Annotated in this window: 22 protein-coding genes; 5 read left to right on the top strand and 17 right to left on the bottom strand. The window is 65.6% G+C overall.

Annotation, left to right across the window (positions count from 1 at the left end; genetic code table 11):
- Window positions 1-138 precede the first annotated feature (138 nt).
- Window positions 139-696 (top strand): molybdenum cofactor guanylyltransferase, encoded by a 558-nt coding sequence (locus L0D16_RS05470; RefSeq protein ID WP_243030435.1) that lies wholly within the window; start codon window positions 139-141, stop codon window positions 694-696.
- Here L0D16_RS05470 and L0D16_RS05465 read toward each other — a convergent pair.
- The 6 genes from L0D16_RS05465 to L0D16_RS05440 are packed head-to-tail and all read right to left on the bottom strand — an operon-like array spanning window position 693 to window position 7,153.
- Window positions 693-3,551, bottom strand: coding sequence for a hypothetical protein (locus L0D16_RS05465; RefSeq protein ID WP_243030433.1), 2,859 nt, complete (start codon window positions 3,549-3,551; stop codon window positions 693-695). The two genes, L0D16_RS05470 and L0D16_RS05465, sit on opposite strands and share 4 nt — an antisense overlap.
- Before the next feature lie 3 nt (window positions 3,552-3,554).
- Complete coding sequence (locus L0D16_RS05460) at window positions 3,555-4,025, bottom strand: hypothetical protein (RefSeq protein WP_243030432.1); 471 nt, start codon at window positions 4,023-4,025, stop codon at window positions 3,555-3,557.
- Window positions 4,025-4,807, bottom strand: a complete 783-nt coding sequence (locus L0D16_RS05455) for a fimbrial biogenesis chaperone (RefSeq protein ID WP_243030431.1) — start codon at window positions 4,805-4,807, stop codon at window positions 4,025-4,027. Before L0D16_RS05455 ends, L0D16_RS05460 begins: the two co-directional genes overlap by 1 nt.
- Window positions 4,808-4,865: 58 nt before the next feature.
- Complete coding sequence (locus tag L0D16_RS05450; protein ID WP_243030430.1) at window positions 4,866-5,552, bottom strand: hypothetical protein; 687 nt, start codon at window positions 5,550-5,552, stop codon at window positions 4,866-4,868.
- Window positions 5,553-5,564: 12 nt separating this feature from the next.
- Entirely contained in the window at window positions 5,565-6,302 is a 738-nt protein-coding gene (locus L0D16_RS05445; protein WP_243030429.1) for a hypothetical protein, read from the bottom strand.
- A gap of 50 nt (window positions 6,303-6,352) precedes the next feature.
- Complete coding sequence (locus L0D16_RS05440; protein ID WP_243030428.1) at window positions 6,353-7,153, bottom strand: NUDIX hydrolase; 801 nt, start codon at window positions 7,151-7,153, stop codon at window positions 6,353-6,355.
- 164 nt (window positions 7,154-7,317) lie between these two features.
- Between L0D16_RS05440 and L0D16_RS05435 the strand changes: the two genes are divergently transcribed.
- The gene (locus L0D16_RS05435) at window positions 7,318-9,006 is read left to right on the top strand and encodes a hypothetical protein (protein ID WP_243030427.1); all 1,689 of its coding nucleotides are present in this window, start codon (window positions 7,318-7,320) and stop codon (window positions 9,004-9,006) included.
- On the opposite strand, the gene lon is transcribed toward L0D16_RS05435, so the two are convergent.
- Together lon and L0D16_RS05425 are read right to left on the bottom strand one after the other, a co-directional pair.
- The gene (gene lon, locus L0D16_RS05430) at window positions 9,003-11,390 is read right to left on the bottom strand and encodes an endopeptidase La (RefSeq protein WP_243030426.1); all 2,388 of its coding nucleotides are present in this window, start codon (window positions 11,388-11,390) and stop codon (window positions 9,003-9,005) included. The genes L0D16_RS05435 and lon overlap by 4 nt on opposite strands.
- Window positions 11,391-11,467: 77 nt before the next feature.
- The gene (locus L0D16_RS05425; protein ID WP_243030425.1) at window positions 11,468-11,998 is read right to left on the bottom strand and encodes a hypothetical protein; all 531 of its coding nucleotides are present in this window, start codon (window positions 11,996-11,998) and stop codon (window positions 11,468-11,470) included.
- A gap of 52 nt (window positions 11,999-12,050) precedes the next feature.
- Here L0D16_RS05425 and L0D16_RS05420 point away from each other — a divergent pair, with 52 nt between their 5' ends.
- A complete protein-coding gene (locus L0D16_RS05420) occupies window positions 12,051-13,094 on the top strand; it encodes a quinone-dependent dihydroorotate dehydrogenase (protein WP_243030424.1) in 1,044 nt (347 codons plus the stop codon).
- 118 nt (window positions 13,095-13,212) lie between these two features.
- Here L0D16_RS05420 and L0D16_RS05415 read toward each other — a convergent pair whose 3' ends face one another.
- The 9 genes from L0D16_RS05415 to L0D16_RS05370 form a co-directional block, all read right to left on the bottom strand.
- On the bottom strand, window positions 13,213-14,493 hold the full coding sequence (locus tag L0D16_RS05415; RefSeq protein WP_243030423.1) for a dihydroorotase: 1,281 nt from the start codon (window positions 14,491-14,493) through the stop codon (window positions 13,213-13,215).
- 18 nt (window positions 14,494-14,511) lie between these two features.
- Window positions 14,512-15,417: an aspartate carbamoyltransferase catalytic subunit gene (locus L0D16_RS05410; RefSeq protein ID WP_243030422.1), complete on the bottom strand. Its 906-nt coding sequence runs from the start codon at window positions 15,415-15,417 to the stop codon at window positions 14,512-14,514.
- Entirely contained in the window at window positions 15,414-15,959 is a 546-nt protein-coding gene (gene pyrR, locus L0D16_RS05405) for a bifunctional pyr operon transcriptional regulator/uracil phosphoribosyltransferase PyrR (RefSeq protein ID WP_243030421.1), read from the bottom strand. Before pyrR ends, L0D16_RS05410 begins: the two co-directional genes overlap by 4 nt.
- Window positions 15,960-16,169: 210 nt before the next feature.
- Window positions 16,170-16,499: an SPW repeat protein gene (locus L0D16_RS05400; protein WP_243030420.1), complete on the bottom strand. Its 330-nt coding sequence runs from the start codon at window positions 16,497-16,499 to the stop codon at window positions 16,170-16,172.
- 61 nt (window positions 16,500-16,560) lie between these two features.
- Window positions 16,561-17,304, bottom strand: a complete 744-nt coding sequence (locus L0D16_RS05395; protein WP_243030434.1) for a sulfite exporter TauE/SafE family protein — start codon at window positions 17,302-17,304, stop codon at window positions 16,561-16,563.
- Between the two features lie 257 nt (window positions 17,305-17,561).
- Window positions 17,562-18,872, bottom strand: coding sequence for a TldD/PmbA family protein (locus L0D16_RS05385; RefSeq protein WP_243030419.1), 1,311 nt, complete (start codon window positions 18,870-18,872; stop codon window positions 17,562-17,564).
- Window positions 18,869-20,263, bottom strand: a complete 1,395-nt coding sequence (locus L0D16_RS05380) for a TldD/PmbA family protein (RefSeq protein ID WP_243030418.1) — start codon at window positions 20,261-20,263, stop codon at window positions 18,869-18,871. The genes L0D16_RS05385 and L0D16_RS05380 overlap by 4 nt, the downstream gene beginning before the upstream one ends.
- A 55-nt stretch (window positions 20,264-20,318) precedes the next feature.
- Window positions 20,319-21,212 (bottom strand): DNA polymerase III subunit delta, encoded by an 894-nt coding sequence (gene holA, locus L0D16_RS05375; RefSeq protein WP_243030417.1) that lies wholly within the window; start codon window positions 21,210-21,212, stop codon window positions 20,319-20,321.
- 3 nt (window positions 21,213-21,215) lie between these two features.
- The gene (locus tag L0D16_RS05370; RefSeq protein ID WP_243030416.1) at window positions 21,216-22,373 is read right to left on the bottom strand and encodes an acyl-CoA dehydrogenase family protein; all 1,158 of its coding nucleotides are present in this window, start codon (window positions 22,371-22,373) and stop codon (window positions 21,216-21,218) included.
- A 182-nt stretch (window positions 22,374-22,555) separates the two neighbouring features.
- On the opposite strand from L0D16_RS05370, the gene L0D16_RS05365 reads away from it, so the two are divergent.
- Entirely contained in the window at window positions 22,556-25,015 is a 2,460-nt protein-coding gene (locus L0D16_RS05365) for a choice-of-anchor U domain-containing protein (protein WP_243030415.1), read from the top strand.
- Window positions 25,016-25,076: 61 nt separating this feature from the next.
- Complete coding sequence (locus L0D16_RS05360) at window positions 25,077-25,451, top strand: hypothetical protein (RefSeq protein WP_243030414.1); 375 nt, start codon at window positions 25,077-25,079, stop codon at window positions 25,449-25,451.
- Window positions 25,452-25,501: the final 50 nt, after the last annotated feature.

Below are 25,501 nucleotides of genomic sequence, written 5' to 3'. Positions count from 1 at the left end.
GTACTCTTCTCCATCGGGACGTAGCAGCGGCAGTAAACATCTTGGCCAGGGCTTGGACGGAGCCTTCGGGGATAGGTAGTCCCACCTAGAACCGAGAAGCCCCGCTCTTTAGAGCGGGGAGTCGTCACGATGGTAGGCATGTACTCGGGGGCGGTGATCGCCGGAGGGCTTTCCCGACGGTTTGGGGAGGATAAGGCCCTTTACCCTTACCGGGGAAAAACCCTCCTCCAATGGGTCCTGGATAGCCTTCAGGGCGCGGGGGAACGCTTTATTGTGGCCAACCGGCCCTACGAGGGGTTTGGGGTGCCGGTTTACCCCGACCTTCTCTCGGGCGCCGACAGCCTTTCCGGCCTGCACTCCGCCCTCTTCCATGCCCGCTACCCTTGGGTGGCGGTGGCGGCCACGGACCTGCCTTTCCTTACGCCCAGCTACTGGGATTTCCTCTTTGAGAAGGCCCTGGCCTCGGCGTACCCGGTGGTGGTGGTCCATAACCCGGAAGGCCACCTGGAGCCCCTCATGGCCTTTTACCACAAGGACTGCCTGCCCCAGGTGGAGCGGCAGATACGGGAGGGGGATTTCCTCCTTAGGCGGGTGATGGAGGCCCTGGGGGCCACCCAGATCCCGGCCGAGGAGGTGGTGGCCCGCTTCGGGGCCCAAGTATTCCTCAACGCCAACCGTAAGGAGGAGCTTCCCTAGTCCCGCACCCGGATGCGGGCGCTATGGGTTCGCACCCCGTCCAGATACAGCTCCAGCTCGTAAGCCCCGGGCGTCTTGGGAGCCAGGAGGGTACCCCGGTAGGTGAAGTCGTCCACCCTTTCCAAGGGAAGAACCATGGGGCCTAGGCGTACTTCCACCCGGTTGGCCCGGCGTAGGAGACGGGCCTCGAGGCGCACCTCCTCCCCGGGATCAAGGAGGGCGGGGCTGGCCTGCAGGGTGGCCAGGGGTCCCGGGCGGAGGGTGAGGAGGGCCGTGGCTTCGCTGCGTTCCCCTTGGCCTTCGGCCACCACTTTGATCTCCAAAGGGCCTTGGCCCTCCACCACAGCAAAGGTCCTATAGACTCCTTCCCCTACGGGGGTTAAGGCCAGGATGCGCCCGGCCACCTCGGCCCAGACCCTTTCTGGCTTCCCTTGCACGGTTGCTTCCAGGACCACTTCCGCTCCAGGGGGGAGGGCCGGGGGCAAGGGTTTTAGGACCACCGCCAGGGTCTCCTCGGTAAGGGTGCGCACCACCTCCCGCACCACGGGCCGGGCCGGGAGCGAGACCTGGGGTAGGGGTCCAGGGGAGAGGCTTAGGGATACCGGCTCCCCTGGTTCCTGAAGCTTGTCCAGGCTAGCCGCGTCTAGGCTCAGGGTGTAGTTTCCCGGGAGAAGCCCGCCCACGACAAAAACCCCTCGTCCGTCGGCCAGGACGGTTCGGGTTTCCGGTCCTTGTACCCGTACCCGGGCGTAGGGAAGGGGGGGTTCCCCCTCGTCCTTGATGCCGTTGCGGTTGGTATCCAAAAAGACCTGGCCCATGAGCCCCACAACCGTTTCCACGGGGAGGTCTAGGGGCAAGGTCAGGCCGCGCTCCACCTTGGCCTCTATCCGACGCCGTAGGGCCAGGGTGGCCTCGAGGCCCCCCACCTCCAGCCGGTAGCTTCCGGGGTAAAGCTCCAGGCGGTAGCGGCCCTTCTCGTCTGCTACCGTTTCCAGGCCCCCTACCCGCACCTTGGCCCCGGGGAGGAGGGGTTCGCCAGGGTTCCGTACCCCATCCCGGTTTTGGTCGTGGAAAACCAGGCCTTCCACATACCCCGTGGCCCGGCCCCCAAAAGCCTGGACCACTTCCTCGGGGGTGTCAAACCCGCCTTTAAACTCCAGGGTCCCCAGGGCGCTCACCTGGAACACGCCCTGGGAATAGCGGCCCTCCAGGCCCAGGCCCCAAAGGCCTTCCCGATAGGCCAAACCGAAGCGGCCTTCCAGGCGCCTTTGATCCAGGTCGTAGCCTAGGCTAAGGCTGCCTTCCAGGGGTGGAAAGGCCCCTTGAAGGGTGGCCAGGAAGCGGCGGGTGTCGGTGGCGTTGTAGCCCAGTTGCAGGGCGTAGCTCCGTTCCCGGTAGGTGGTGTAAAGGCCCAGGTAGGGTCCTGTAGGGTTCCTGCCCACACTTCCCCCTACTTCTAGGCCTCCTTCCCGGTACCGGGCCGCCAGGCCCAGGACCAGCCCCCCCTGGGATCCCAGGGTGCCGCTAAGGGAGAAGGGTTGGCCTGGGGGTCGGTAGGCCAAGGTGTAGAAGAGACCGTAGGTATCGGCCAGGCGGAAGGTGAGGCTCTGGGTGGTGGCCTCGTCCAGGCGCCCGCTTAAGGTAGCGCTACCCTGCCACCTCTGCCCTTCGTAGGCTACTTCCCCTTTGAAGCCCAGGGGGTCTTGGCTACGGCTGGCCCCGCCCAGGCGAAGCCTGAATCCTCCCAGATACTCCAGGCGCCCGGAAAGGCTCAGCTCCCGGTTTTCCAACTTGCCCTCCAGGCCCACCCCTCCTTGCACCGCCAGAGGATCCGCCCGACGGTTCACCACCCCGTAAGGCACCAGGGTAAGCCCCCCCTCCCGGAAGGCGTAGCCCACGCTGAAGCGTTGGCCCAGGCTGCTTAAATGAGTGGAGAGCTGCCAGGGGCCCTCCTCATACCGTCCACCCAGGCTCAGGCTCCCTCCAGCCCAGGCGGCGTATCCCTGGAAGGGGCCCAGTTCCCCCTCGAGGCGGTAGATCCCTTGGTAGGTGCGAAAGCCCAGGGCGAAGTCCTCCCCGTATAGGAAGGCTTCTCCGGAAAGGCCCTCGCCTCTAAAGCCCAGGCTGGAGCTTAGGCGCACATAGTCGGAAAGGGCCCCGCCCAGGGAGAAGGCCAGGCTGTACCCTAGGCCCTCTTGGCCGTAGCGGGTGCTAAGGCCCAAGCGGTATAAAAGGGCCTGCCGGGAAAGCCTTTCTGCCCCGGCAAAGGGTTGGATAACGGTTTCTATAACCCCGTAGGTGCGTACCTTCGGGTCCAGGCCCGAGTAGGCGAAGACCGTGGCCGTGTCCCGGTTTCGGCCCAGAAGGCGGACCTCCAGGGTGACCTCCCGGGACTCGCCCGGGTCCAGCTCCAAGGCCTCTTGGGAAAGCCGGTAGGGGAGGAGGCTTCGCACCTCCAGCCGGATCCGGTCCTTAGCGTTTCCCGCGTTGCGCACGCTTAGGGTGTAGCTTAGGCTTTCCCCCTCCAACCCTTGCGCCCCAGGAGGAACCCTAAGCTCTACCCCGGCCCGCACCCGGATGCGCACGCGTACGGAGCGGGTTTCCCGGGCATCCCTAAGGCGCAGGAGGTGTTCTCCCGCCAAGGCCTCGGGTCCCACCAGGAAGTTCAACACCCCCTCTCCTTCCACCCCCTGGGAAAGGGGAACGAGGCCTGGGGGAACCTCTACCGCCTCCACCGGCCCTTCCCCCCGCACGGGTACGCTGAGGAATCCCCCTTGCTCGGCCTCCAAAGCCTCGGGGGCCTCGAGGGCCAGGCTTACGGCCAGGAGCAGGGGGAGAAGGGCGGGGGTCCGCATGGTCTAGAGCCGGCTTAGGGTGAAGAGAAGGCTACCCCGGTAGACCCCAGGTGCCTCCTGGCCCGTGAGCACCAGGCGGAACTCCAGCACGTAGCTTTGGTACCCTGCCGTGGGGCCACTGCCGGTGAGGAGCACCACCTTGGGGCCCAAGGGGATCCAGGGGCCGCCGTTTAGGCGGTACTCCACCTGGCCTGCGGGAATCTGGGCCCCTCCTTCGGCCAAGAGGGGGGTGGCTTCCACCTCCACGGCAAAGCCCCCCTCGAGGTTGGTGAAAAGCCTCAGGGTCAGGGGCCCTTGGGGCGAGCTGGGTAGGTAGGCGTAGGGGAAGTTGGGTGGGGGAAAGTGGCTTTGGGTTAGGTCAAAGACCACCTCTTCCGTGCTTAGGGAAAGGCTGGTGCCCTCGGGCAGGTTGACCCCGATGGGCACCTGGGCCAGGGCCCAAGAGAAGGCCAGTAGGATCGCCCAACGCCGCATCATTTCACCTCAATCCTTCCTTCTCCAGCGATAAGGCTGGGGCTTCCAAAGTCCAACACCGCTAGGACCAGATAGCGCCCTGGAGGCAAGGGGTTGGCAAGGGGGGCGGGGAGTTCGTGGGTGGCCCCGGGGAGGCTTGCGGTTTCCGGGACCTCGGCCTGGGCCAGGGGGCGGCCCTGGGGGTCCCGCACCTCCACCCGCCCTTTCAGGCGGAGGAGGCCGGTACCCGTGTTCTGAAAGACCAGGCGCACCTGGGCTGGTCCTTCCCGGCTTGGCGGCTGGTAGCGGAAACCCTGGATGCGTCCCCCACGGCTTACCTGGCCTACTTCCACATAGACCACGTGCCCCACCCGGGTCTTGACCCGGATTCCAAGGCCCTCCCCGCCCTGGCGACTTCCCGCAGGGGCGGATTCAAAGAAGATGACGCCCCAGTAGGTGCCGGCCTGTGTCCCTTGGGGAACCTGGACCGTATAGCGCACCTCCTGGCTGGCCTGGGGCTGGAGCAGGAAGGCCAAAGGGCTTACGGAAAGCCAACGGCTTAGGGAGCGGGGGTGGCTTCCTGGGTCCAGGTACAGGGGCCGGCCATCGGCCTGGAGCAAGACGTCCTGGAGTACCACCTCCACTTGCAGGGTACCGCTACGTCCCGGATGGTCCACCAGGATGCTTCCCGTGAGGCTGGCCCCAGGGGTGGCCGGGTAAAGGGCCCTGGGCGGGCTTACCCCCACGCCGGTCTGGGCCTGGGCCATGCCGAGAAGGATCAGAAGGGAAAGGAACTTTCTCATGTCCCCATTCTAGGGAGAAAAGGGGCTGCCCCCAGGGGGGCTGGGGGCAGCCTAGGGCTTAGAGGGCCGCAAGCATGAAGAGGAAGTTGAACTGGTAGGTGCCCGCCACCTCGGAGCCGTCAAACCAGAAGGCCTCGATGATGATGTCGTCCAGCCAGCCGGGGAGACGCTGGCCCAGCGCCTTTAGGAGCTCGAAGGGGGTGCCGTTGTCAAAGCCGTTGAACTGGACGAACTTGTAGTAGTTATTAAAGTCCGGCGCCTTTTCCACCACCCCACCCTGGCCGTAGGCGGGCCCGCCAAGGGTCCGGGTCACCTTGAGGTCCAGCTCGCAGCCCTCCCCGTTGTTGCAGAACTTCTGCAGCACCTTCTGGTTCAGGCAGATGAGGGTGCCCTTTTCCCCCTCGTCAATCCTGCCGTTGCCGTTCAGGTCCTTGATGGCGGGGTAGCGGTCAATGGGGGTGAAGTTGCCTGCCAGGGCGTCTGCGATGGCGTCTTCCAGGGAGCCTTGGTAGCCCTTGGGCACCAGGTAGCACCCCTCCCCGTTCTGCCCGGGCACGGGGCTATTGAGGTCCACAATCCACTCGTCCTCGGTGAGGTGCAAGGCCACCCGCTGTGGGATGGTGAGGTTGATGCGCTCGGTAACGGTGGCCTGGTCCTCGCCCACGTTCCACTCCTCGCCGCTGTAGCCATTGGCCAGGGCCGAGGCCAGCAGCCCGCTAAGCATCAGAAGGAAAAGCTTCCGCATGGCTTACCTCCCTTATAGACCTGCCAGGGTGAAGGTGACCTCAAGGGTGTAGGAGCCATCCAGCTCGGAGCCATCAAACCAGAACCCTTCCACGATCAGGTCGTCCAGCCAGCCGCCCGTGGGCCCACCGTTTTGGGCCACCACCACCGGCCCAAAGGGCAGGCTATTGGTGAAAACGCTGCCCATGGGCATGCCGTTGATGAGGTCCGCCAGGCCGAAGTAGCCGAAGCCGCTGGAGGGCGCCCCCGTCACGGTTACGCTAAGCTGCCAGCCGTTGGGGTCGTTGGCGAACTTCTGCAGGACCTTATGGTTCACGCAGTAGAGGGTGCCCTTTTCGTCGTCGGAGAGCCTCCCATCCCCGTTGTAGTCCTTGGCGGCGGGGTAGGCGCCAATGGGGCGGAAGACGCCTCCGCTCGCAGTGTAGCTAAGGAGGTCCTGGAGGGTTTTAACCGCCTTGGGCACCAGGTAGCAGCCTTCCGGGGGAGGCGCGGGGTTGCTGGGGTCGTAGAACCAGTTCCCCGGGGCCTCCGGAGGGTTGTTGAGATTCAAGTTCCACTCGTCCTCGGTGAGGTGCAGGGCGTAGCGGGGCGGGATGATGACCCTCACCTTTTCCTTCACCGCCGCCTGGTCGTGGTTATCGTCCCAAAGCTCTTCCACGTTCCCGTCCAGGTCGCCTTCCGAAGGGAAGTTCACCTGGGCGTAGCCCACTGCCAGGGCCAATGCCAAGACTGCCAACAGCCACTTCCTCATGGTTGCCTCCTACGAACTTTTTGAGCCAAAAGCCTCATGCCGTAAGCCTCCTACAGAAGCGTGAGGGTGTAGACCAGCCAACCCTCGTATTCCCCTGGTGTTTCGGAACCGTCCAGGCGGAGCTTGATCCCCAAGGTGACCGACTGCCAGCCGCCGGGATGGTCGGTGACCTCCTCCAGAAGCACCCCCCCATCCGGGCCTGGGGGGGCGGGGCAGATGTGGGAGGGGGGGCGGTCCCAATCCGGATGGTAGGCCAGGCACTTCCAGTGGGGCGTGGGGGGTTGGCCGCCACGCCCGGTGAGGATGGAGTGCATGGCGAAGTGGCTGGCGTCCAGCACCGCTCCCTCGGGGCTCCTAGGCTCGGTCTCAAAGGCCACGGATAGGGCCCAGTGGCGCCTTTGGGTGAAGACGTGAAGCCGCATGGAGGGGTGGGTGAAGTACTGGGGGAAGCGCTTGGATCCCGGGATGACCCTTCCCTCCCCGTCCAGGAGAAGGGGTGGGTAGGGCCGGCCGTCTTCATCCAAAAAACGCCCGTCCCCGCCATATAGCGCTGGGCAGTGGGGGGGGACGGGGCCCAAAGTGGCGCACCTCAGGTCAAAGACCACCACCGGATCCCGTAGGCAAAGGGTAGGGTCGCTGGGGTTTCGGGGACAGTAAGGGGGCTGGCTGGGGTTGCCCCCACCGCCTCTGCTGGCCCACAACATTCCCGCTACCCTTCCCCCTACCGCCGGGGGTTCCAACACCAGGGCTGCCCGTTCGGGAACACGTACCTCTACCCGCAAGGAGGCTTGGGGCCCCGCTGCCCCTAGGGTGAGGGGCAGAAGAAGCCACAGCCAGCGCCCAAGCCTCATCGTCCCACCTCCTTTCGCTTCGGAGGGTAGACAAGGGAGCGTTAAGGGGGCGTTAAGGGCGGATGTGCTTTTCTGACGCCGGAATGAAGGAGATGCGTTAAAATGCTTGCGCAAGATGAGAAGGGATTTAACGGTGGCTTAACGAGGCGCTTAACGGAGGAAGGATGCAGCGAGTGCGGTTGCCCCTCTATGGCCCTGCCCGGGCGGAAGGACCCCTTGGGCCTTTGCCCCTCAGGCGGAAGGCCTTAGCCATCCTTTACTACCTGGCCCTCGAGGGCCCTACCCGAAGGGAAAAGCTGGCCGATTTGCTTTGGGGGCATGGGGCGGCCTTGCAAAACCTCCGCACGGAACTTTCCCACCTGCGCGCTTTTTTGGGAAGCGATGCCTTCAGAGGCCAGGTGCTGGCATTGCCCCCTGGGGTGGAGCTGGACCGAACCCCTGGGGGTGAGGAGATTTTGGAGGGTCTGGAAAGCGTCTCCCCTTCCCTTGGGGACTGGGTACAGATGGTCAGGGCCCGCCTGGGGGTGCCTAAGGAGAGCCTGCCCCTGCCCGAACGGCTCAAGGAGGTGCGTCCGCCCGCCTTGGTGGTCCTGATTGGCCCACCGGGTTCCGGGCGGGGCACTTTGGCCCGCTCCCTGGCGGAAAGGTTGCGCCTACCCTTCCGCGAGGGGCTGGGCCAGGGGCCGGGGGTTTACTACCTTTCGGATCCCCTGCCCCCCAAGGAGGAGGCCTTCCGCCTGAAGCCGGTCCCGGGGCAGGTGTTGGTGGTGGCCAGAAGCCTTTTCGGAGAGGATCCTTCCTTCCTTTTGGCCCTCAGGGCGCGGTTTCCCGCCGAGATGACCTGGGTGGTTCAGGTTCCCCGCCTGGGTTTTGCTGAAGCCAGGGCCACGCTTTTGCGGTCCGAGCCCTTTCACCGGGCGGCTCGGTTCTACCTGGCTAGCGGGGGCCGGCTGGAGGTCATGAAGGAGCTTTTGGCCTTGGGTGACCCCGAGGCCTTTCCCCAGAGGATACGGGCCATGGTGGTCCTCGAGGCCCGTTACCTGTCCCGGGAAGGGCGAAGGGCCTTGGAGGCTCTTTCCTTACACCCCGGGGCTTTTCCCGCAGCTTTGGCGGAAGGGCTTGGATTGGCTGGGTTTCTGGATGAGCTGGAGTACCAGGGGTGGCTTACCCTTTCCGGAGGCCGGTATCGTTTTGCCGAACCCCAGTTCCGCCGGTACTTGGAGGCCCAGCTTTCCCTGGGGAAGAGGCTACGCATTCACCGGCAGATGGCCGGGATCTTCCACGAGCTTGGCGACGTGGTGGCCGAGCTCTACCATCGGGACAGGGCTTCCGAACCCCTACGGGAGCCTGGCTTAGTAAAGAATCTGAGGGAGTGGCGGAGGGTGGTGGTGGATTCCCAGTTTCCCTGGTCGGAGTTCCCTCCCCCCAGTGTTCTCCTTGGCTTTGGCTCCCGCCTCCTTTTGGATCTCCCGGAGGTGGTCCAGTTGGTTTCCCTGGGCGGAGAGCCCACGGAGGTTCCCCTAGTGCTGGAGGAACGGGCGGTGCTCAGGCTAACCGGTCGGGTCTACCAAGAGCTTCCCTTAGGGCTGGGATCGGATTCCCAGGCGTTTCCCTTGCGCCTAATGGGGGAGGAGAGGGGGATTTACTTCCTACCCACCCCAATAAAGGCGGGTCTCTTTTGGGGGACCGTGCTTCCGGAGGACCCTTTGGACTACGCCTTCCTCCTGCCCCCAGGGGTCTACCGCTTAGGCCTTGGGACCCGGGGTCTGGCCGAGCTCCAGCTACAAGCCCACCGCCCAGCCCCCGGCTCGGCCCGGGTCTTGACCCCTTTGGGCCAGGTGGTGGAGGTCTAGGCTCCCGCTCCTGGCTGGGGCCTCTCGGCGGGGGCGGTCGGGGGTGGGGAAGGGGGCAGAAGGAGGAGGCGCAAGACCTCCCCCACTTCCTCCACGAAGGTAATCTCCAGGTCCTTAAGGACCTCCTCGGGGACCTCCTTCAGCTCGGGTTCGTTCTCCTTGGGCAGGATCACCCGAAAGATGCCGGCTTGGTGGGCGGCCAGCAGCTTTTCCTTTACGCCGCCAATGGCCAACACCTTGCCCCTTAGGGTGATCTCCCCGGTCATGGCCATATCCATGCGCACGGGCCGGCCTGTGAGGGCGCTGGCCAAGGCGGTGGCCATGGTGATCCCCGCGGAGGGACCATCCTTAGGGGTGGCGCCCTCGGGGACGTGGATGTGGAGGTCGTATTCCTTATGGAACCCCTCGGGTAGCCCCCACTCCTCCCGGTGGGCCCGGAGGTAGGTGAGGGCGGCGTGGGCCGACTCCTTCATCACCTCCCCCAGGTTGCCGGTGAGGTTCACCTTGCCGGTCCCGGGCACGGCCAGGGCCTCAATGGTGAGGAGGGCGCCGCCATAGGGCGTCCAGGCCAGGCCTTGGGCCACCCCCACCTGGGGGGCCTTCTCCGCCCGGTCCGGACGGTATTTGGGTACGCCCAGGTAGGCCTCGAGGTCCTTTTCCTCCACCAGCCGCACCCCTTCCCACGGGCTTTCCAGGTAGTCCTTGGCGGCCTTGCGGGCCACCTTGGAAAGCTCCCGGTCCAGGTTTCTGACCCCAGCTTCCCGGGTGTACTCCTGCACGATGCGGTCCAAGGCCCGGTCGGTGATCTCCAGCTTGCCCTCGAGGCCCGCCTCCCTCACCTGGAAGGGCCAACGGAAGTGGCGGGCGATGGCCCGCTTTTCCGGCAGGGTATAGCCGGGGATCTCAATGACCTCCATCCGGTCCAGAAGGGGCTTAGGGATGGTGGCCAGGGTGTTGGCGGTGGTGATGAAGAAGACCTTGGAAAGGTCGTAGGGGACATCCAGGTAGTGGTCGGTGAAGGTGTGGTTTTGCTCGGGGTCTAGGACCTCCAGAAGGGCCGAGGCCGGGTCCCCCCGCCAGTCGGAGGAGAGCTTGTCTATCTCGTCCAGGAGGAAGACGGGGTTGACCACCCCCACCTGCTTCATGCCCTGGATGATCTTCCCGGGAAGCGCTCCAATGTAGGTGCGCCGGTGGCCCCGGATCTCCGCCTCGTCCCGCACGCCACCCAAGGAGATGCGGTGGAACCGGCGGTTCATGCTGCGGGCGATGCTCTTGCCTAAGGAGGTCTTGCCCACCCCCGGGGGGCCCACGAAACAGAGGATGGGGGCATGCCCCTTCACCTCTTTCCCTTGCGTGAGCTGGCGCACCGCCAGGTACTCCAGGATCCGCTCCTTCACGTCCTTGAGGCCGTAATGGTCCTCGTCCAGGACCCGCTTGGTGATGGCGATGTCCAGGACCTCGGGGTCGGCCTCGGTCCAGGGCACCTCCAGGAGCCAGTCCAGATAGGTGCGGCTCACCGTGGCCTCGGGGGAGCCGGGTTGCATGCGCTCCAGGCGCTTAAGCTCCTTTAGGGCCTTCTCCTTGACGGCCTCTGGCATGCCCTTCTTCTCTATGCGCTCCCGGAGCTCCTCTATCTCGCTCAGGAAGTCCTCCCCACCCCCAAGCTCCTTCTGGATGGCCTTCATCTGCTCCCGGAGGTAGTATTCCCTTTGGTTTTGGTCCATCTGTTCCTTGACCCGGGCGGCGATCTTCTTGTCCAGTTCAAAGCGCTCCAGGTCCCGTAGGAGGAGGGCCAGGACCTTCTTAAGCCTCTCCTCCACCTCCGGGGTTTCCAGGATGGCCTGCTTGTCGGGAAGGTCCCAAGTGGCGTGGTGGGCCACCAGATCCGCCAGGATGGCGGGGTCTAGGGTACTTTTGATGGCCTCCTGCTGGTAGCGGTCCAGACGCAGGGTCTTGTGGTTTTGCAGATAGCGCTCAAAGGCCTCCTGCACCTCGTTCACCAGGACCCGGGCCAGGCTGGCATCCTGGAGGGGGGGCTCGGGCAGCACCTCCCCGATGGCCCTGAGGTAGGGAGCGGCCACGTAGGAGAGGAGCTTTGCCCGGTTCCTGGCCTCCACCATCACCTGCAGGGTGCCGTCGGGGAGGCGCATGGCCTGCTTGACCACCGCCAGGGTGCCCACCCCGAAGAGGTCCTCAGGGGTGGGATCGTCCACCTCGGGGTCCTTCTGGGTGACCAGGAAGATGTAGCGGTCGGCGTTCAGGGCTTCCTCCACCGCCCTTTTGCTCTTGGGGCGGCCCACATCCACCGCGGTGGTGGTGTGGGGGAGGATAACCGTGTTCCGAAGGGGAAGTACGGGAAGTTCCAGGCGCAAGGCGTCCTTCATCTAATCCCTATCATAGCCCGGAAGAAGGGGAAGAAAAAACCCGAGGGCACAAAGCCCCCGGGGCGTGGCCCGGTTCCTTACAGGCCCACGGTCACCAAGGCCTTCGGGTTTTTGAGGGTGAGGGTGACCATGCCCGCAGGCAGGCCCTGGACCTCGAGGCCCAGCCAAAACTTTCCTTGGGCGACGCCCTGGGTGAGGTTTTTCCCGCCAAGGGAAAGAGAGGCGCTCTGGGTGTTGGCAAACTGGGCCTCCCCGGCTTTTTCGTCGTTGGGTCCGATGGGGCAGGCGTAGGCTTGGGCAACAGGGATGTAGGAGCAAGTGGGGTCGGAGGCGGGGTCAAGGAGGCGCGCATAGAAGCTCAGGGTGGCGCTGAGGGGGGTGTCCGCCTCAAGGGTGCCCGTGATGGCCACGGCCTTCGGGGCAACGGAGGGTGGGTTGAAGGCCAGGGCGTCTTTGGGGTAGAGGATTCTGCCCTCGGTGCCGGGTAGAACCCCAGCCTGGAAGGTTTGGTCGGGCAAAGGGATCTGAAGGGTTACCGAGCAGGCTGCCAGCAGGGGGAGAAGGCTCGCCAGGATGAGGGGGAATCCCCGGATGCCAAGCGTCCTCATGGGGGTGAGTTTACCCCAAGGCCCGCTCCCGGTCGGGGTACCATGGACCCGTATGCACCGCCTGCTCTTTGCCCTGGACCCGGAGGAAGCCCATGAGCTCACCCTGAGGGTCCTTTCCCTGTGGTCGGAAAGGGGCCCCCTTTTGGAGGTCCCCGCCAGGCTCCTCCGGGTGGAGGACCCAAGGCTTCAGGTGGAAGCCCTTGGCCTACGCTTTCCCAACCCCTTGGGCCTGGCGGCGGGGATGGACAAGGATGCCCGGGCCCTGGGGGCCTGGTGGGCCTTGGGCTTCGGCTTTGCCGAGGTGGGGACCCTCACCCCTAGGCCCCAGGAGGGAAACCCCAGGCCCAGGCTTTTCCGGCTGGTGGAGGACCGGGCTCTTATCAACCGCATGGGCTTTAACAACCGGGGGGCGGAGGAGGTGGCCAGGAGGCTCTGGCGCTTTCGGGAAAGGGGGCTGGCCTTCCCGGTGGGGGTGAACCTGGGGAAGAACCGGGATACCCCCTTGGAGCGGGCGGCGGAAGACTACCTAAGGGCCCTCCAGGCCCTGGAGCCTTATGGGGACTATTTCGTCCTCAACGTGAGTTCCCCCAACACCCCGGGGCTTCGCACCCTCCAGGAGGGCCCCTTCTTGGACGAGCTCCTCTCCCAGCTCCGCCCGGCCACCCCTAAGCCCCTCCTCCTCAAGGTGGCCCCGGACCTCTCATGGGAGGCCTTGGACCAGGTGGTGGAGCTTTGCCGAAAGCACGGGCTTGAGGGCTTGGTGGCGGTGAACACCACCCTGGAGCGGCCCGGCCTCCAAAGCCCCTGGGCCCGTGAGGCCGGGGGGCTTTCGGGAAGGCCCTTAAAGGGAAAGGCCCTGGAGGTGTTGCGCCACCTTTCCCGGGTGGAGGGCCTCACCCTGGTGAGCGTGGGAGGCGTGGAGGGCCCGGAGGATGTCTGGGAGCGCTTGAAGCTGGGCGCCAGGTTGGTCCAGGTCTACACCGGCTTGGTCTACGGAGGACCCCTTTTCCCCCGCCGGGTGCTAAAAGGGCTTCTGAAGCTTATGGAGGCGGAGGGGGTGCGGAGGCTCGAGGAGGTCTGGCCCCCTATACCGTGAGGCCACCTCCACGGGCCAGCCCCCCTTCCACCGGGAGGACCTGGCGCCAGGCCCAGGCGGTGGACCAGCCCACCCCTTCCCGGCGAGGCCCCTGCGGGTTGGCTTCCAGGGGACCCGGTCACGCCAGCGCCTGGTATACCGCCCGTCCCTCCACCAGGGTTAGGACCGGCCACCCCCCTAAGACCCAGCCTGTCCAAGGGGAGAAGCGGGCTTTGGAGGCGAAGGCCTTGGGGTTCACGGGGCGTTCCTTGGGGTCCAGCAGGACCAGGCTGGCCTCGGCGCCCTCCTCCAGGTGCAGGGGCTTGAGGCCGAGGACCTTCCTTGGGCCATCGGTGAAAAGCTCCACCAGGCGGCTTAGGGGGAAGCCCTGCTTCAGGTGAAGCTCGGTGTAAAGGAGGGGGAAGGCCACCTCGAGGCTGGGAATCCCAAAAGGAGCCCTTAGGAGGTCCATCTCCTTCTCCGCCTGGGTGTGGGGGGCGTGGTCGGTGGCGATGGCGTCCAGGGTGCCGTCTAGAAGCCCTTCTATAAGGGCTTCCACGTCCTCTGGGGTGCGGAGGGGTGGGGCGACCTTGAAAAGGGGGTCAAAGGAGCGGAGGGCCTCCTCGGTGAGGGTAAGGTGGTGGGGGGTGGCCTCGGCGGTTACGGGAAGCCCGGCCCTCTTGGCCTCCCGCAGGAGCTCTAGTCCGCGCTTGGTGGAAAGGTGCTGGATGTGGAGGTGGGGCCTTTTCGGGCTGCGGCGCAGGGCGTAGCGCAGGACCTCCAGGTCCCGGGCGATCCGGGCAACCTCCGCCTCCGGGGGGTTTCCGGGAAGGCCTAGGAGGTCGGCTAGAGGACCGTCGTTCATCACCCCGCCCCGGCGCAAGGAGGCGTCCTCCGCATGCACCGCCACGGGTAGGCCCAAGGGGGAGGCCTGCAAGAGCCCCGCCGCCAAGATCCCCGCATCCTCATTGGTGTGGCCGTCGTCGGTGAGGAGGGAGGCCCCAGCCTCCTTCAGGAGGCCGGCTTCCGTGAGGGCCTTTCCCTCTTGGGCTTGGGTTAGGGCCGCGGCCGGGTGGAGCCGGGCTAGGCCCAGGGCCTGGGCCTTCTTCCTTAGGGCCCGCACCGCCTCGGGGGTATCCACGGGCGGGGAAGTGTTGGGCATGGAGACGATGTCCGTGTACCCGCCCCGCACGGCGGCAAGAAGCCCCGTGGAAAGCTCCTCCTTCACCTCCTGGCCCGGTTCCCTAAGGTGGGCGTGGAGGTCCACAAAGCCAGGGGCAAGGTAAAGGCCCCTGCCGTCCATGACCGTTTCCGCCTTCCCGCCATGGAGGCTCAGGATCCGGCCTTCCCCGATGAGTACGTCCACAGGACCCCTTTCCCCAAGGGCGTCCACCAGCTTGACGTTTTTGATGAGCAACATGCCGTGCCTCCTTTGGCCCTACCGCTCCTTCCCCACCAGGAGGTGGTAGAGGACCGCCATACGTACCGCTTGGCCATTGCGCACCTGGCGGTTCACCAGGCTTCTTTCCGAGTCCGCCAGCGTGCCCTCCAGCTCTATGTCCCGGTTCATGGGGCCAGGATGAAGAAGGGGGGCGTTGGGTTTCGCCTTTCTTAGGCGTTCCTCCGTCACCTGGTAGTGGGCGATGTAGTCCTGGAGGTGGACCAGACCCGCCTCCATGCGCTCCTTCTGGAGCCTTAGGACCATGACCGCATCCGCCTCCGCCAGGGCCTCCTCCAGATGGGGGGTGAGCCTAGCCCCGGGAAGGGTTTGGGGGAGAAGGGTGGGGGGGCCCGCTACCCAAACCTCGGCCCCGAGGAGGGGCAGGAGCTCCACGTTGGAGCGGGCCACCCGGGAGTGGAGGATATCCCCCACGATGGCGATCTTCTTGCCTTCCAGGGTGCCCAGGGCCTCCAGGAGGGTGTAGGCGTCCAAGAGGGCCTGGGTGGGGTGGGCCCGGCGCCCGTCCCCGCCGTTGATGACCACGCCCTTCACCCAGCGGGTGGCCTGGTGGGGAACCCCGGCGCTATCGGCCCGGATGACGTAGGCGTCTATGCCCATGGCCTCGAGGGTCAGAAGGGTATCCTTGTAGCTTTCCCCCTTCTGCAGGCTGCTGGTCTGAGCGGCAAAGGAGACCACATCCGCGGACATGCGCCTGGCGGCCAACTCAAAGGAGATGCGGGTGCGGGTGGAGGGTTCAAAGAACACCGTGGCCACGGTGAAGCCCTGGAGGGCGGGCACCTTTTTCACCGGTCTTTCCAGCACCTCGGCCATGACGCGGGCGGTGTCCAGGAGGTTTTCCACCTCGGGCCGGGTCCAGCCCTGGAAGTCCAGGAGGTGCCTCATGCCTCCTCCTTTTCCCAAAGCTCCACCCGGTCCTCGCCGTCCACTTCCGAGAGTTTCACCTTGACCACCTCGTTTCTGGCGGTGGGCACGTTCTTGCCCACGAAGTCGGCGCGGATGGGGAGTTCCCTATGCCCCCGGTCCACCAGAACCGCCAGGTAGATGCGCCTGGGGCGTCCCAGGTCCATGAGGGCATCCAGGGCAGCCCGGGCGGTGCGGCCCGTGTAGAGCACATCGTCCACCAGGACCAAGGCCTTCCCCGTGATGTCAAAGGGGATCCGGGTTTCCCGCACCTGGGGCCTGACCCCGATCTCGGAGAGGTCGTCCCGGTAGAGGGTGATGTCCAAAATCCCTACCGGCACCTCCTTCCCCTCAAACTCCCGGATGTAGCGGGCGATGCGTTCCGCCAAGGGGATGCCCCGGGTATGGATGCCGATGAGGGCCAGCCCTTCCACCCCCTTGTTGGCCTCTACGATCTCGTGGGCGATGCGGTATAGGGCCCGGCGCATCTCCTCGGCGTTTAAAAGCTCGGCCTTAAAGCGCACGGTTCACCTCCAAAAAGAAGCGGAGGCCAAAGCCTCCGCCTGGCTTCTTCCCTTTGTTGCCTTTATATCGCTCCATTTTTCCCCCTTTCCGGCCTCGCGGGACCGGTTTAAAGGCCATTCCCACCTTACACCCGGAAGGGGATGCTGGCAAGGGGGAGGTCCCGCCTGGGTTAGGCTCCAGGCGGGAGCGTTTGCGCGAGGAGCTTGGGTTTAGGCGGCCTTGGGCTTTTCCCGGGTGACGCTTAGGGCTAGAGCCCCCACAAGAAGGCCCACGATAACGGCGTTCCACATGGCGTTCCCCATTCCGCTAAAGCCCAGGATCCAGGGGGAGAGGATGAGCCAGACGCCCAGGACCACGCTCACCCACTCCTCCCACATGGGGCCACCCCTAAGGTGCATAAGGGCCATGAGCCCCACCACCACCCCCACGAGGACCGCATTCCACATGGCGGCGGGGGTGCCGCTAAATCCCAAAAGCCACGGGGAAAGGATGAGCCAAACGCCAAGGACAAGATTGGCCCAGTCCTGCCAGCGCTGCATAAGCTCACCTCCTTTCCCCTTTACCATAGTCTACCCTTGGCCCTGGGAAGGGTAAACACGTTTACTTTTTTCCCTGGGGGCGCAGGTACCGCCAGGCCGTCCAGAGGAGCACGGCAGCGAAAACAAGCCGTAAGGTGGCTTCCGGCAGGAAATGGGCGGCCTCTCCGCCGATGAAGGTTCCCAGGAGCACCCCGGGGACCAGCCCCGGGGCGAGAAGGGTGTCCACGTTGCCCAGGCGGTAATGGGTGTAGGCCCCCACCAGGCTGGCGGGAACCATGGCGAGGAGGCTCGTGCCCTGGGCCGTGTGCTGGTCCATGCCCAGGAGGAGCACCATGGCCGGGACCATGATGGTTCCCCCGCCCACCCCCATCATGCCGGAGAGGAAACCGGTGAAGCCTCCTGCCAAGAGAAGGGTTAGGTCTTCCCAGGTTTCGCCCCGCACCAGGCCCATGGGGGCCAGGTAGGGTTTCAGGAGCAGCAAAAAGGAGACCACGAGGAGGAACCAGCCAAAGGCCCGCTTAAGATCCTTCTCCGCCAAGCTGTGGGCATAGCGGGCCCCAAAGCGGGCGGTGAGGATGGCCGTGGCAGCCAGAAACAAGGCCGCCTTCAAGCTCAAGGAACCTTGTAGCCCATAGGTGAAGGCTCCCACCAGCCCGGTGAAGAAAACCGCCACCAGGCTGGTGCCGTGGGCCTTGTGCTGGGTTAGCCGCAAAAGCCCCACCATGAGGGGAATCATCACCGTGCCCCCCCCAAGCCCCACAAGCCCCCCAAACCCCCCGCCGAGAAGGCCGATGACGAAGCCCATGGGGCTCATACTACCGGGTTTGGGGGCTCTTTTCCCTCCAAAGCCGCGGGCAGGTTTTCCACCGCCATCCCGGCCCTGCGCTCCCGGGTCCTTCTTCCCGCCTGGCCTATATGGGACGTCACCCCCACCTTGGGCAAGGCGTAGAGGGGGTCAGGATCCTGGGCGTGGCCAGGAGCTTCTCCCGGGCAAGATGGAGGGAAGGGATTGGGGGGTGTGGCTGGTGTAGACCCTCCACCGGCTGAAAGCCTTGGGTGGCCTTAGGCCCCGGCAAAGGAAAGCTCGGCCACCGCCACCAAAGGGCTTCCGAAGGCGGCGCCCATCACCTCCCACTCCACCTCTTCCCCTACGGCCTCTATGGCCTGGAGAAGTTCCAAGAGGTTCCCGGCCACGGCGAAGTTTTCCACCGCGTACCGCACCTCCCCCTCCTCCACCCATAGCCCCAGGGCCTGGAGGGAGAAGTCTAGGCTCACGGGGTTGGCCCCGGCGTGGAGGCCCATGAACTCGGTTATCAGGACCCCCTTTTCCAGGTGCAGGTTGCCCACGGGTTCCAGATACAGGTTGGTGGGGGCCACATCCAAAACCCCGCGGTAGGTGCGGAAGGCGTGGCCGGTGTTTTCTTGGCCCAGGGCTTTGGCGGTTTCGCTGTTGTGGAGGAAGGTCTTGAAGACCCCCTTGGCCACCACCACCGTGCGCCGGGCCGGAGTGCCCTCGGCGTCAAAGGGACGGGAGACCAAACCCTTTTCCAGGGTGGGGTCGTCCACCAGGGTGACCCATTCCGAGGCGATCCTTTCCCCTAAGCGGTTTACGAGGCGGCTTTTGCCTTCCAGGGCACTTTTGGCGGAAAGGGAGCGGGAGAGCACGAAGAGGAGGCCCGCCATGGCCTTGGGCTCCAGGTAGGCCCGGTAGCGGCCCGTGGGGAGGGGTTTGGCGTCTAGTAGCCTTGCGGTTTTCTCCCGGATCTCCAAGGCGGTGCGGCCAGGGTCCAGGGCGTGGAACTCCTTGGCCAGCCGAAAGTCCCAGCCTTGCTTGAGGCTATTGCCCTCCGCCATCACCAGGCTTCCCCCCATCCCGGCAAGCCCGGTGCGGAAGGCTCCCTCGGTGCCCAGGGTGCTGGCCAGGGCCACCCGGACCTCCTTTTCCATATAACCCCCCATGAGGACGCTTCGGGTCCTGGGGTCTGCCCATAGGGCCCTTTCCAGCTCCAAGGCGGCTTGCTTCTTAGCCTCGAGGGGAGCGGAAAGCCCCTCGCCCAAGAGGTCGTGGCTTCCCAGGGCCTGCCCCGGAGGGAGGGTGCCTTCCTTGCCGGAAAGCAGGGCGTTATCCCGGGCTTCGGAGAGGGCCCAGTCCAAGGCTTCGGGGGAGAGCTCTTCCGTATAGGCGTAGCCCAGCCGACCCTGCACCAACACCCTTAGGCCAATGCCCCCCTGCCGGGCCTCCTTGATCTCCTCCAGGGTGCCCTGCCGGGCCCTCAGGGAGAGCTCCCGCTCTTCCTGGAAAAGCACCTCCGCCTCGAGGCCCAGCTCCTTGGCCCGCCTTAACAGGTACCGTTTGGCTTCCTCCAGGGTCATGCCCTACCCCCCACCACGATCTCCGAGACCAGCACGTGGGGCTGGCCCACCTCCACCGGCACCATCCCCGAGAGGCTTCCGCACATGCCGGGGGCGTTTTCCCAGTCCTTGGCCACGGCCACCACCTTCCGGATGGTCTCGGGCCCCTTGCCCACCAGCATGGCCCCGCGGACGGGCTCCTCCAGGCGGCCGTGGCGGATGATGTACCCCTCCTGCACGGCAAAGTTGTACTCCCCCGAGCCCGGCTTCACCTGCCCGCCCCCTAGGTCCTTGGCGTAAAGGCCAAACTCCACGCTGGCGATGAGCTCCTCCACCTCCTGGTCGCCCGGGGCGATGAAGGTGTTGCGCATCCTCGAGGTGGGGGCCAGGGTGTAGTCCTGCCGGCGGCCCGAGCCCGTTAGGGGATAGCCGGTGAGGAGGTGGCCCAGGCGGTCCACCATGTAGCTTCGCAAGATGCCCTTCTCTATCAGCACCGTGCGCTCCGTGGGGCGGCCCTCGTCGTCCACCTCCGTGGAACCCCAGGCGTGGGGCAGGGTACCGTCGTCCACGTAGGTGACCACGGGGCTGGCCACTTCCTCCCCCAGCCTATCGGCCAGGACGCTGGCCTTCTTGGCCACACTGGTGGTCTCCAGAAGGTGCCCCAAGGCCTCGTGGAAGATGACCCCGCCAAAGGCCTTCCCCACCACCACGGGCATGGTGCCGGCAGGGGCGGGTTTGGCCCTTAGGTTGGTGAGGGCTTGCCGGGCGGCCTTGGCCCCCACCTCCTGGGGCGGGTAGAGGTCAAAGAGTTCCAGGCCCACGCTTTTGCCGGGGGCGGCGTAACCGGTCTGGACCTCCGTGCCCTCCTGGGCCACCGCCAGCACCACTAGCCGGGTGCGGACCCTCTTCTCCTCGGCCCAGGTGCCCTCGGTATTGGCGATCAAGACCTCCTGCTCCCATTCCTGCAGGCTGGCCTCCACCTGCTGGATCTCGGGGGCGATCCGGGCCCCGGCCTCGGCCTCCAATAGCCTTTCCAAGCGGAAGCGTTTGTCCTTTTCCCCGTAGGGCACCTTAGGGGTGTGGAGGCCTCGGGGGGAGGCCTTGCGGAAGTCCAGGCCCCCAGCCCCCCGCTCGTCCACCCTTCCCAGGGCCCCTTTGGCCCGAAGCAGGGTCTCCAGGGCTTCTTGAAGCCCTTCTTGGGTGAGCTGGTTGGTGTAGGCGTAGACCACCTCAGTGCCGAAGAAAAGCCTTAAACCCGCCCCGTAGTCCAGCCCCGAGATGGCCTCGTCCAGCCTGCCATAGCGCACGGTCATGCGCCTCCTCTTGGAGCGCTCCACGTAGACTTCCCCAAAGTCGGCCCCGCCCTTGAGGGCCTTGTTGAGGAGGTCTGCTACCACGTCCGGATGCAGCATGGGAAAAGCCTATCCCGAAACTGACCCGCGAGTCAACCGCTGGGGGCAGGGGTGCCTAGCCCCGGGGAAGGGTGTTCAGCAGGGTATGGACCGCCCTCTCCAGGGCCAGCCAAGGGTCTTTGCCCTCCTTGGCCCGGCGTTCCCCTGCTATGAGGGCTTCCAGGCTGGCCTTTAGGGCGTTTCCTGTGAGGCTTCGGGCCAGCTCCACTGCCCGCTTGGCCGCGTAGGGGTGGGCCTCGAGGCGGGCCAAATCCCCTTCCGTGGGCCTGGGGTTTTCCTCAAGGAGCATCCAGGCCCGGGCCAGAAGGGCAAACTGCCAGGCGAAGGCCCCCAGGAGCCTTAGGGGTTCCTCGCCCTCTTCCCTCAACCGCTTCAGGTGGCGGAAGGCCCTTTTGGCGTCCCCTTCCAGCACGGCCCGCACCAGGTCAAACCCCGTGACCGGGGGCTTTAGGGCCACCACCCTTTCCACCTTCTCCAGGGTGAGGGGGGGCGTGAGGAGGGCCAGCTTTTCCAGCTCCCTTTCCAGGGCCTCGAGGTCCCCCTCCAGGGAGGCCAGGTACTGGGCGATGCCGGCGGGCAGCCTTAGCCCCAGGCGCTTGGCCCGGTTTTCCAGGTGGCGCACCAGGTCCTTTCCCTTAGGGGTGGGGAAGTCCCGCCTTTCCCGGGTGCGGTAGAAGGCGGCCCGGGCGGTGGTGGGCTTAGGATCAAGGATCAGCACGGCCACCCCTTCAGGGACGTTTTCCAGAAGGGGCTTTAACGCCTTCCACTCCCCGTCGCCCACCTCCCGCAGGTCCAGCAGGGCTCCGGCTTGCCCGAAGAGGCCGGGGCTTAGGGCCTCGGCCAGGGCTTCCGGGGTGGGTTCGGTGAAGCGGGTGAGGCCCCGAAGGGAAGCCTCCTGGAGAAGCGCCTCCTTGGCCAGGAAGGGGTCCCCGGTAAAGGCGATGACCATGGCCTAGAAGGCGCTAAGCCCCGTGGCCTCCCGCCCCAGGACCAGGGTGTGGATGTCGTGGGTGCCCTCGTAGGTGTAAACGGTTTCCAGGTTGAGCATGTGGCGGATGGCGTGGTACTCCAGGGTGATGCCGCTCCCCCCCAGGATGTCCCGGGCCAGGCGGGCGGCCTTCAGGGCCTTCATCACGTTTTGCCGCTTGGCCAGGGAAACCTGGGCCGGCGTTAGCTTCCCCTCGTCCTTAAGCCGGGCCAGGCGCCAGGCCAGGAGGAGGCCCTCCGTGTGGTCGGAGAGCATCTCCGCCAGCTTGGCCTGCACCAGCTGCTTTTGGGCCAGGGGTGTTCCGAAGGTGCTTCGGCTTTTGGCGAACTCCAGCGCTTCCGTGTACACGGCCTCCAAGGCCCCCAAAACCCCCCAGGCGATGCCGAAGCGGGCCTGGGTGAGGCAGGAGAGGGGGGCTTTAAGGCCCTCCGCCTTGGGTAGGCGCAGCTCCTCAGGCACCCGCACCTCCTCCAGCACCAGCTCGCTGGTCACCGAGGCCCGTAGGCTCATCTTGTGCGGGATCTCCCGGGCCTGGAAGCCTTTGGTGTCGGTGGGGACGAGGAAGCCCAGGACCCGCCCCTCCTGGTCCTTGGCCCAGATGAGGGCGATATGGGCCAGGTTGCCGTTGGTGATCCACATCTTGCTGCCGTTGAGCACCCAGGTGTCCCCCTCCCGGCGGGCCGTGGTGCGCATGTTGCCGTAGGGGTCGGAGCCGCCATCGGGTTCCGTGAGGCCGAAAGCCCCCACCATCTCCCCCCGGGCCAGCTTGGGCAGGAACGCCCGCTTCTGCTCCTCGCTGCCGAAGGCGTAGATGGGGTACATGACCAAGGAACTCTGCACGCTGACAAAGCTCCTAAGCCCTGAGTCCACCCGCTCTAGCTCGTAGGCGATGAGGCCATAAGCGGCGCTGGAAACCCCTGCCCCCCCGTACTCCGGGGGCAGGGTGGGGCCTAGGAAGCCCATCTCGGCAAACCGGGGTATGAGGTGGGTGGGGAAGACCCCTTCCTCCCACCAGCCGCGGATGTAGGGCAGGGCCTCCTTTTCCAGGAAACGACGGGCGGCCTTTCCGATCTCCCTCTCCTCCGGGGTGAGGAGGTCTTCTAGGGCGTAAAAGTCCAGCATGGGGCACCTCGAGGGTCAGTCTACCAAGCCCTTTTGGAATCGGTTAGGTGGGGGTACCGGGAACCCTCGTTTGAAGTAGACGGGAGGTGGGGAAGTAGCAGCCACCTGCCGCATCACGCCCTCCTGTTAAGTCCCGTGTAAGGTCCCGCCACTAGGGTGAGGAGTGAGGAGGTGATGAACAGATGAGGACCTCCCCAAGCCACGGTTGGCATAGGCTCAAGACCCTTCTCCTTTTCGCTCTCCTTCTCCTCTCCGCCTGCGGGGGCAACACAGGGGGTAGCCCTACCTCAGAAACCGTAAACACCCCCGGTGGCCAGGTGCAGGTAGCCCTGCAGGGGGGAAGCTTCACCCAGAACCCCTCAACCGCCCCGGTGAACGCCCCCGGCTTCCAGACCCCCTACGGCGGGATCAGCTTCACTGCCCAGGTGCCCCAAGCGGGAGGCACCCTCACCGTGACCCTCTCCTTCCCACGGGACCTGCCCCAGGGGGCGGTGCTCCTGAAGTGCCTGAACGGGAACTGTACCCCCATCCCGGATGCCCAGCTCTCGGGGCGCACGGCCACCTTCAGGGTGCGGGATGGGGGTCCCTTGGACGCGGACGGCCAGGCCAACGGCCAGGTGCGGGACCCCGTGGCCCTGGGGGTTCCCGCCCCCAACTTCAGCCTCTCTCTGAACCCCACCAGCCTCACCGTTCAGCAGGGGGGTAGCGGTACCACGCAGCTCACCCTCACCCCGCAAAACGGGTTCACGGGGCAGGTGACCCTCAGCCTGGAGGACCAAAACGGCAATACCCCCAGCGGCTTCACCCTGAGCCCCAACAGCCTGAACGTGACGGGGACGAACCAGGTGACCCAGACCCTGACCATCGAGGTGGCGGAGGGTGTGGAAGAGGGAGCCTATGCCCTGCGGGTCAAGGCCACCTCGGGGAGCCTCACCAGAACAGTAGACCTCTCCCTCACCGTGACCGCCTCGGGTGGGGGGAATGCGGGGGAGATCTGGCGACTGGTCCAGACCGGTGCGCCCCTTAATCATGTCACCCACGGGAACGGCCGCTTCGTGGCCGTAGGGAGTGGTGGCACCATCCTCACCTCCCCGGATGGGGTGAACTGGACCCCGCGGGCCTCGGGGACGAGCAGGGAGCTCTATGGCGTCGCTTACGGGAACGGCCTCTTCGTGGCCGTAGGGAGGGATGGCACCATCCTCACCTCCCCAGATGGGGAGAGTTGGACAGAGCAGACCTCGGGGACATGGGCCTGGCTCAATGGCGTCACCTACGGGAACGGCCTCTTTGTGGCCGTGGGAAGCTGGGGCACTATCCTCACTTCTTCCAATGGGGTGAACTGGACCCCGCGGACCTCGGGGACGGGGAACCACCTCTATGGCGTCACCTACGCCAACGACCTCTTCGTGGCCGTAGGGAGGGATGGCACCATCCTCACCTCCCCGGATGGGGAGAGCTGGACAGAGCAGGCCTCGGGGACTGATAGCGACCTCTTTGGCGTTACCTACGGGAACGGTCGCTTCGTGGCCATAGGGGGTAGTGGCACCATCCTCACCTCCCCGGATGGGGAGAGCTGGACAGAGCAGGCCTCGGGGGTGGTGAACTCCCTCTATGGCGTCACCCACGGGAACGGCCTCTTTGTGGTGGTGGGGAATGAGACCATCCTCACCTCTTCCGATGGGGCTAGCTGGACCCGGCAAGACCTGGATGGGGAGGGCTCGCTCTATGGTGTCACCTTCAAGGACGGCCTCTTTGTGGCCGTGGGGGGAGTGGCTTTTGTGGCCGAGGGGGTGGTGAGTGGTAGCACCATCTTCACCTCTTCCGATGGGGAGAGCTGGACCCCGCGGGCCTTGGGGGCGTGGAACGACCTCTATGGCGTCACCTACGGGAATGGCCTCTTCGTGGCCGTGGGAGAGGGGGACACCATCCTCACCTCTTCCAATGGGACGAGCTGGACCCAACGGGCCGCGCCGCCATGGACCCGGCCCTTTAGCGTCACTTACGGGAACGGCCTCTTTGTGGCCGGGGGACAGGGGGGTGCCATCCTCACCTCCCAGGATGGGGTGAGCTGGACCGCGCGGGGCACGGGGATAGGGAGCAACCTCGTGGGCGTCACCTACAACGGCCTCTTCGTGGCTGTGGGGACTGGCGGCACCATCCTCACCTCCCCGAATGGGGTGAGCTGGACCCAGCAGACCTCGGGGACGGGGAACCACCTCTACGGCGTCACCTACGGGAACGGCCTCTTCGTGGCCGTAGGGGGGAATGGCACCATCCTCACCTCCCCGGATGGGGTGAGCTGGACGCAGCAGGCCTCGGGGACGAGCAGGGAGCTCTATGGCGTCACCTATGGGAACGGCCTCTTCGTGGCGGTAGGGAGGGATGGCACCATCCTCACCTCCCAGGATGGGGAGAGCTGGATCCCGCGGGCCTCGGGGACATGGGCCTGGCTCAATGGCGTCGCCTACGGGAACGGCCTCTACGTGGCCGTAGGGAGTGGTGGCATCATCCTCACCTCCCCGGATGGGGAGAACTGGACCCTGCGGGCCTCAGGGACGGGGAACGAACTCAATGGCGTCACCTACGCCAACGGTCGCTTCGTGGCCGTGGGGGATTGGGGTACCATCGTTACCTCTCCCTAATGTCCCTTCCCGGGCGGGGGGAAACCCCCGCCCGGGGCTTGGGCAGCAGAGAGGATGAAGCATGTGGGAACCCGTACTGGGCGTGCTTTGGACCCTATTGCCTCTCGTGCTGATAGGGGTGCTCTTTCAGCTGGCCAAGGCTTTTGGTGTGGCCAGTCCTTCCTGGCACCTAGCCAAGGCGGAGGTGGTTCGCTTAAAGAAGGAGCAACCGGCCGGGCAAGGGGGACTCCCCGATGAGGCAGAGATAGTGCTAGGTGAAGGCGGAAGCCAGTGGTCCTACTTCCTCCTTTGGAACGGTCAGCGGGAGATGGCAGCTTGGCGGCTGATCCACGCGGCAGAGCGCCAGATGGCCAAGGACTTTGATGACCCCCGGGTGCGGGCACGCTTGAAGCGGGGGCTGGGGGAGCTGGAGGAGCTTTCGGAGGGAAAGGCCTAGGTCTGGAGGGAGTGCCTAAGGCGGGCCTTGTGCCAGGAAGGGGAGGAGGG

This window comes from Thermus altitudinis (assembly GCF_022760835.1).
Classification (GTDB): Bacteria; Deinococcota; Deinococci; order Deinococcales; family Thermaceae; genus Thermus; species Thermus altitudinis.
This window is presented reverse-complemented; position numbering and strand designations above follow the sequence as displayed.